6 protein-coding genes and 1 pseudogene are annotated in these 7,112 nt (G+C 53.9%); 6 read left to right on the top strand and 1 reads right to left on the bottom strand.

The features are described 5' to 3' along the window. The first annotated feature begins 180 nt into the window (after positions 1 to 180). From AC221Y_RS17525 to AC221Y_RS17505, 5 genes and pseudogenes are all read left to right on the top strand, one after another. Positions 181 to 777 (top strand): hypothetical protein, encoded by a 597-nt coding sequence (locus tag AC221Y_RS17525; protein ID WP_486707873.1) that lies wholly within the window; start codon positions 181 to 183, stop codon positions 775 to 777. Positions 778 to 1,467: 690 nt separating this feature from the next. Then, positions 1,468 to 1,779: pseudogene (locus AC221Y_RS17520) on the top strand (TniQ family protein); the annotation flags it as partial. Positions 1,780 to 2,031: 252 nt separating this feature from the next. Further along, positions 2,032 to 2,925 (top strand): hypothetical protein, encoded by an 894-nt coding sequence (locus tag AC221Y_RS17515; RefSeq protein WP_486707874.1) that lies wholly within the window; start codon positions 2,032 to 2,034, stop codon positions 2,923 to 2,925. 60 nt (positions 2,926 to 2,985) lie between these two features. Then, complete coding sequence (locus tag AC221Y_RS17510) at positions 2,986 to 3,192, top strand: hypothetical protein (protein ID WP_486707872.1); 207 nt, start codon at positions 2,986 to 2,988, stop codon at positions 3,190 to 3,192. A gap of 129 nt (positions 3,193 to 3,321) precedes the next feature. Then, positions 3,322 to 4,356, top strand: coding sequence for an IS110 family RNA-guided transposase (locus tag AC221Y_RS17505; RefSeq protein WP_486707871.1), 1,035 nt, complete (start codon positions 3,322 to 3,324; stop codon positions 4,354 to 4,356). 470 nt (positions 4,357 to 4,826) lie between these two features. Here AC221Y_RS17505 and AC221Y_RS17500 read toward each other — a convergent pair whose 3' ends face one another. Further along, positions 4,827 to 5,783: a DMT family transporter gene (locus AC221Y_RS17500; RefSeq protein ID WP_486707870.1), complete on the bottom strand. Its 957-nt coding sequence runs from the start codon at positions 5,781 to 5,783 to the stop codon at positions 4,827 to 4,829. A 115-nt stretch (positions 5,784 to 5,898) separates the two neighbouring features. Between AC221Y_RS17500 and AC221Y_RS17495 the strand changes: the two genes are divergently transcribed. Further along, positions 5,899 to 6,756 (top strand): LysR substrate-binding domain-containing protein, encoded by an 858-nt coding sequence (locus AC221Y_RS17495; RefSeq protein ID WP_486707869.1) that lies wholly within the window; start codon positions 5,899 to 5,901, stop codon positions 6,754 to 6,756. Positions 6,757 to 7,112: the final 356 nt, after the last annotated feature.

Raw genomic sequence — 7,112 nt, 5'->3', positions numbered from 1 at the left:
GCTGGCTCCGTTAACCGCGAAACAAATTATTCCAAACAGAAACAACTGACCCGGCTCTTGCTGACAAGGCTTGGATTGCGGGTGACAACATGAACGACATCCAACTTGCCATTCAGCTCAGGTTCATTCTGTTTCGATTACAAAAGGTCAAGAATCATGAATGACAAGGATTGAAGCGCGATGACCTTTAATACACGAACGATTGTTAAAACCGCATGCATTGCACTCACGCTTTCCGTGACCACTGCTACTGTTTTGACAATGTCATCCACATCTGCTTTCGCAGAGCGTGGCGGGAATGGAAACGGAAACGGTCGCGGTAATAGTGGCGATCGAGGTAACAATGAAGGACGCAACGCAGAACGCGCATCTTCCGGCAACAACGGTCGGGGCCAACTCGCCCGCGAGCTACGTGGCTTGAATGCGGCCCACGCAAATTCCAATGCACTTGCAAACGCTTCACCCAACAGCATGCCTGGCAAGCTCAACATCTACAAACAGGCTCAAGAGGATTTTGCTGACGTCGTCGCCGTACGGGACGAAGCATATGCTGACTATCAACGCCTGGTCGGGTTGTCTGAAGCAGAAGTTGCCGCTGAGTTCCCTGACGGTGGATATGAGGACGCCGTCACAACCGCTGCCATCGCATATGACGTCGCAAGTGAAGATGCTGTCGAAGCCCAGATATCTTCCGAAGAAAGCCTGTCTGTTTTGACTGGCGGAAGGCAGTTGTCCGATGCAGCCTTGGCCGAATTGCGGCGTTTGCTGGACTTATAGGTCAATTTCGCGGGCGGCGTTAAAGCCGCCCGCGAAATAGCAGAAAATCGGCCGTATGGCTCTCACGACATCTTTGCTGCGACAGTTGCTAGTGTCTGGTTCGGGAAACAGCGCCCTTCGTTGCGGCGTGTCCAAACAGGTAAGACGCGGACCTTGCGGTCGTTGGCTGCGGCCGCGCCAAAGTTCGCTTCGATGAAACCGTTCAACAAACGATAGTTTTTTGGTAGGTCGTGAGCCTGCGCTTTGAGCTGATTTACCGATATTTTGCAAAAAGGCGCTCTATCTGCCAGAGGACGGCTGACAGTCGTTCGGGGTTCTCGCTCCATTTTTGCTTTCCGGCAGGAGCTCCATGCGTCTGAGCTGCTCGGTAATGAACTCCGCAGCAACGGGTGCCGCGCTTCCGGTGCTACGCTCTGGTTTGCGTAGGTTTGCGTTGGGAACCGATACTGTGATGCGCCGGTTATTTGCCGGATGGCACGCAACAATCTGCATCGCAGTCTTTGCCGCATCCTGCCAAGTACAGGCTCGTTTAGCCTCCTCAGTGCAGGGTTCCCGGTGTCGCCAACCGAATGCGCTGATGTGCCATTCTGATGGCTGCTCCACTCGATGGTTACTATGACTGACCATGTGCGTGCCAAAACTAATCTGCATATCCAAGAAATCCGGATTGCGTCGGCCGAAAAGCCTTAAATGAAACGGGGCATGTCCTCCAAGGAGCTCATTAGCCACGATGAGAAACTGGTGGAGAACGTTGCGGAGCTACTGGGGCTGCAGGCTCACATCTTGGAAGAGGTTCGATCTTGGTCACCGCAAGCCCTGCCTGGGGTGCAAACGCTGTTCAGAGGGGAGACATATGTTTCTCGAGATTTGATCAGCCCTACTGTCAGAGGCTGCCCATCTTGTCTTCGAGGCGATGTCACTTCTGATCAAATTCAGCCTGAGGGCCAAATGGTTATGCAGGGGCATTGGCAACTGAGGTACACCGAAATGTGCCTTCACCACAGTCAGCCTCTGGTCCCGCTTTGGAAGGTCGCTAACCTCTGGTCCAGATATGACTTTGCAACGCGCCTTCGTAAAATCGCGGATGACATCATGTCTGATCGTCTTTACCCGCCTATCCAGCCGATCAGCCCCTACGATTTTTGGCTGGGCGAGCGTCTTTCGACCGGTTCGGATGTGACTTGGTTATCGACGCAAGCCACGGATACTGCGGCTACGTTTTGCAGGCTTCTTGGGGCCGAATTGATACGGGTTATGCCTGACGTGGAATCCATAGAGGAACCGGCAAGGGCAGTCGGCTTCGATGTCGCGCGCAGTGGTCCAGAAGCAATACGCCAAGCCCTTCGTAATCTTTCCAGTGCAGCGAGCGGGCCACATGATGGCACACGCGTAGCTTTTGGTCATCTTTACAGATGGTTGGCGCATGATGCTGCTGATGACCCTCGGTGTGACGCTTATCGTGAGCTTTTGCGTGAAGTTATTCTTGAAACTTGGGCTATCCCGGCTGGTGAAGTTGTGTTGGGTAAACCCCTTCTTGCGCGGCGGCTCCATTCAGTAGCAAGCGCTTCGGAAAAGATTGGAAGGTCTAAAAAGGTGGCGCGTCAAATCTTAGAAAACGAAGGCATCATCGACAGCGACGATAGTCGACCTGATACTCGGTTGACGTTTGATGCAATCCACGCCGGTCCCACCCTCAAAAAAGCCCAGCGTTTGGTGATGGCAAAGGAGATGGCCAAGAGGCTTGGCGCTTCATCAGGGCAATTTGATGTTCTCGTTCGCCAAAGTGTCTTTACCCCGGCGCTTCCAGTTGGAGTTTCGAAATACCATTGGGACATAGCTGATGTGGATGCCCTACTTGCAAGTCTCACGGCCAATGCGGCGCTGGTTGATGATGACGATAGAGACTGGGTACCCCTTGGGATTGCCGCCGGACGTGCGCGCATTGACGTCAGCGTCGCGATTGATGCGGTCCGGACGCGGCAAATCGCTGTCGGCTTCCGAAAGGGAAAAATTGGTTACACAGCAATATGTGTGCAGCAGACCGAACTGGATGAATTGAGTTTAGACCGACCTGATTGCACGACTTTGTCTGAGTTTGGTACCGAGATCGGGTTGCAAAAGAGCGGCGCGATACTTGCGCTGTACTAAGCCGGTCACATGAGAGCGACGGGCCTTTACAACCCGAAGACGCGGCGAACGGGCCTCTACGTGACCGATGAAGATCGACAACTCTTTCATGCTCGGTTCACGACGCTGAAATTACTTTCGTCCGTGGCTGAAATGGGAGGTCATTCTCTTGGGCGCAAGCTTACCGCTTTTGGAGTGCAGCGCTTTGCACCAGATGGTCAGGATTTCGGATCTATTTATCTGTTGGAAAATGCCCATGATGCCCTGAAGCGGATCGTAAGTAGGTGATACATCATATTTGGCAGAAACACCGCCTGCGGCAAAGGTGGCGCAAAGCATGCGTAATTGGGCTGACCCTGCACTTAGGTCGAGCTCCCGTTAAGATCACAGAATGACTGTGAACAAGGGAGACAGAGAATGGAATACTATGTTGGATTAGATGTGTCGCTGCGGTCCTGTGCGCTTTGCATCGTCGACGGCAAAGGCAAAGTTCATCTCGAACGAGAACTGCCATGCGAAGTCGAGGACATTGCCGATTGCCTTGAAGCTTTTGAGCACCCCGTTGAACGCGTTGGTTTCGAAGCAGGTGCATTAAGTCAGCATTTATACTTTGGCTTGCAGTCATTTGGTTTTGACGTCGTTTGCATGGAAGCACGTCAGGTGAGTGCCGCGTTGTCTGCGATGCGAAACAAAACTGATAAGACGGATGCAAAGGGCATTGCTCAAATTTTGCGGACAGGTTGGTTTAGCCCCGTTCACATGAAGAGCCGGGAGGCCCACGGGCTGAGGGCGCTTTTGAGCACCCGAAAAGCGCTGCTCAAGAAGACTATGGATCTGGCCAATGAGGTGCGAGGGTTGTTGAAGATCTTTGGAGTTCGCTTGCCACGAACGGTAAAGCACGGGTCTTTTGATGCATTGGTGCGACCTATGATTAAGATGGATGACGTTCTTGCCCATGCGATCATACCACTGCTGGATGCACGGACTGTCTTGTTCCAACACTATCTTGAGCTCGACAGACGCGTGAAACGTGCAGCATCTCAAGATGATGTTTGTATGCGCATGATGACCATACCGGGTGTTGGCCCGATTGCAGCACTCACTTTCAAGGCCGCCGTCGATGATCCTGGCCGGTTCAGACGCTCGCGCACGGTCGCTGCGCATTTTGGGCTCACTCCGAGGCGTTTCCAGTCGGGTGAACATGACAATCCGGGTCGAATATCAAAGGCCGGGGACAGAGATGTTCGCGCAACTCTTTACGCTGCTGCCAATGCATTACTGATGCGAACCATGGCAGGATCACAGATTAAATCTTGGGGCATGCGATTGATGCGCACCAAAGGCCGTCGACGCGCTGTTGTCGCAGTTGCCCGTAAACTTGCCGTTCTGCTTCACCGTATGTGGATCGATGGCAGTGAATTCCGTCAGGAACACGTTGGAGGCGCGGCATGAACAAGTAGCCTACCAATTAACCTGACGGGATCGTCCAATCCGGACGAGGTTCGTGGATGAAGCCGAAAATGTCTGCTGCGCAACTTGAAGCGCGCCGGAAAGCGGGGCTCTCCACTTCCATTCCGACACATGCATGCAGCGGCGCCCTTTCGAACGCCAACACAGACTGCGAAGAGAAGCGTGACCCGGATATACGATCCCTGATCATTCAAAAGAAGGAAAACGAGCTTGACCCAGACACCCAATTAGAGAAACGGACATTCGCTGCAGTTTGCACAGAGGTCTGCTGAGCGGACTTAGCGAGCCTTCGCTGCGGTTGCTCCAATGACCCCTTTGGACAAGCACTAATCTGCTCCGGTACTTGACAAACCTGAGGTCTTGATCGCAGACAGGCGCGCGCTTTAAAGCAAGCCGAGCTGTGACATTTTCAGCAAATGGCTGTTGTTGGCGGTTTTGTATCTCACTTGGCGTTATGCGCCCGACTCTCCTGTGGGCCATTGCCGGGGCGTAGTTTGCTGCTCTGTCATCTCGGATCTGCGGCTGGCGGCTGACGAACGCTGGGCATAAAGTGTGAGGAAGACGCCGAGACCAACCAGAGCGCAGGCGAAAATTTTCCAACCATCAACCGTCTCCCCCAGAAAAGCTGCGCCCATAATCAGCGTGACGATTGGAATAAGCGCTGTCAAAGCCGCCCCAGCCGAGGCTCCTAAGTATTCTGTTGACTTTGTGAATGCAAATACCGCCAAAGCACCAGTGAGCGCACCTTGGTAAATCGCTTGGGCTGCAATGTCGCGCACCGGAGCCTGCAATATTTGCCCCCCAAAAAACACAAGATAGACCGGCAGAAACGACAGAGCTGATCCGACGGCAACGATCGCGGTTGCATGAAGGGCGGGGAGATTGGTTTTCCGCACGATGATGACATAGCTCGCCCACATCCCACCCGTTATTGCGAAAATGAGGTGCCCGAAGGAGGCCTGCCTCAAAGTCAGCAGGTCCGTGAACAGCGCGGTCCCGGCCAGCACCGCCAGTATCCCTGCGATTTTGGCCACCCTCATGTTTTCGCCCAGAAAGATCCACCCAAGAATGCCAACGAACACAGCCATGAGACCTGGATTGATCGCCCCGGCGTCAGAGGCAGGCGCAAACTCAAACCCGAAGGACAGCACCATTATGTAGGGCGCGCCATTGCACGTGACGAGAGCCAGAACACCCAAGACGCCCAGCTTGTCCATCGCCCACCCGCGTCGCCAGATGACACCGACCAACAACAAGGCCGCGATGCCAAAACGCAGTGCCGCAAGATCGAACGGCTTCAGGGATGTCTGAACGCCAAGCCGCAACATGACGAGAGATCCGGACAATACCGCGACGGCGATGCCGCCCCAAAACAGGCCTGACAATAGGGTCTTCGTTGATGCATCCACGTCTGTTCTCCTCAGTTGAGGGGAAGTTAGCCCTGTTCATCACATTAGAAAAACGATACATTCTGGACTTATGAATGAGATATCCTCACCGTTATTTTCTAATGATGCTGAGCCAATGCGGACGATTAGCCTCGACATGGCGCGCACATTTGCGGCGATTTGTGACACAGGGAGTTTTCGATTGGCCGCAAACCGCGTCAATCGCTCCCCTTCGGCTGTCAGCTTACAAGTTGCAAAGCTCGAAGAGCTCCTGAACTGTGAGCTGCTGCACAGAGATGCCCGGAAGGTCACGTTGACCCAAGCAGGTGAACAGTTTTTGGGATATGCCCGTCGCCTGCTGAGCCTGAACGATGAGACGCTGTCAAAATTTCGCGGGTCGACACTTTCGGGACATCTGCGGCTTGCTGCACCGCATGATTTGGGAATATCGACGGTTCCCGCGCTTTTGAAACGCTTTGCCGTGACGCACCCGAACATATGCGTCGAAGTCAGACTGGATGCATGTGATGCGGCTCAGGACCTTTTTGGGTCTGGAAATGCACAGGTAGTCTTTTTCAGTGAGCCGAATTCTAGGATACGCGCTGCGCGCAAACTCTATACGGAAGAGCTTTGTTGGTTGCAAGCGACAGATGGTGCGGCCGTGCAGAATACGCCTCTGCCAATTGCTGTTTCGGAAAAGGGGTGTTCGTGGCGGGATGCAGCACTTGCCGCGTTGGATCAGGCAGCAATCCCTTATCGAGTGGCTTATTCGAGCGACACATCCGCAGGGCAGCTGGCGGCGGTGCGGGCTGATCTTGCAATTGCAGCGTTGCCAAAAGCAATTGCAAAGAACGATGTTTCACTTGTTTCGTCGGAACTTGGTTTGCCAAGCATCGGTAATGTGACGACCTTTATGGCACACGACGATAGCAAGAACGCAGTTGCCTTTGCCGCGCATGTTGAAGCGCATCTGGCAGAATCTCCGTATCGTTGATCAGATTCAAAAAACCAAGCGCGCCTTGGCTTCCCGCTATCCACTGCCCATCAAGCACCGAGAAACAGGATCGAAAAACCGGTTCAAACTGCCCGCTCTGGTGCTCGAAGCACATTGTAACGCGACGGAGTGAAGAAGCGTCCGAAGTAAGGGCGATACTGCTGCGGATCGCTGAGGCGGCCTGTAAGACACGTCAGGTCAGACACCGCCAAACCTGCCATTCGTGCGCTGCGCAGCATTGGTTAAAACGGGCTCGGAGCTGCCTTGCGGCGATGCAGCGGGTCGAGTTTGGACTGCGTTCCGGAAGCAGACATTCCTGAGGCGCAGATAATTCACCCGTTTCAGCAGGTTGTATT

The organism is Boseongicola sp., assembly GCF_057460485.1.
Note: the sequence above shows the minus strand (reverse complement) of the source record. Positions and strands in the feature narration are given on the sequence as shown.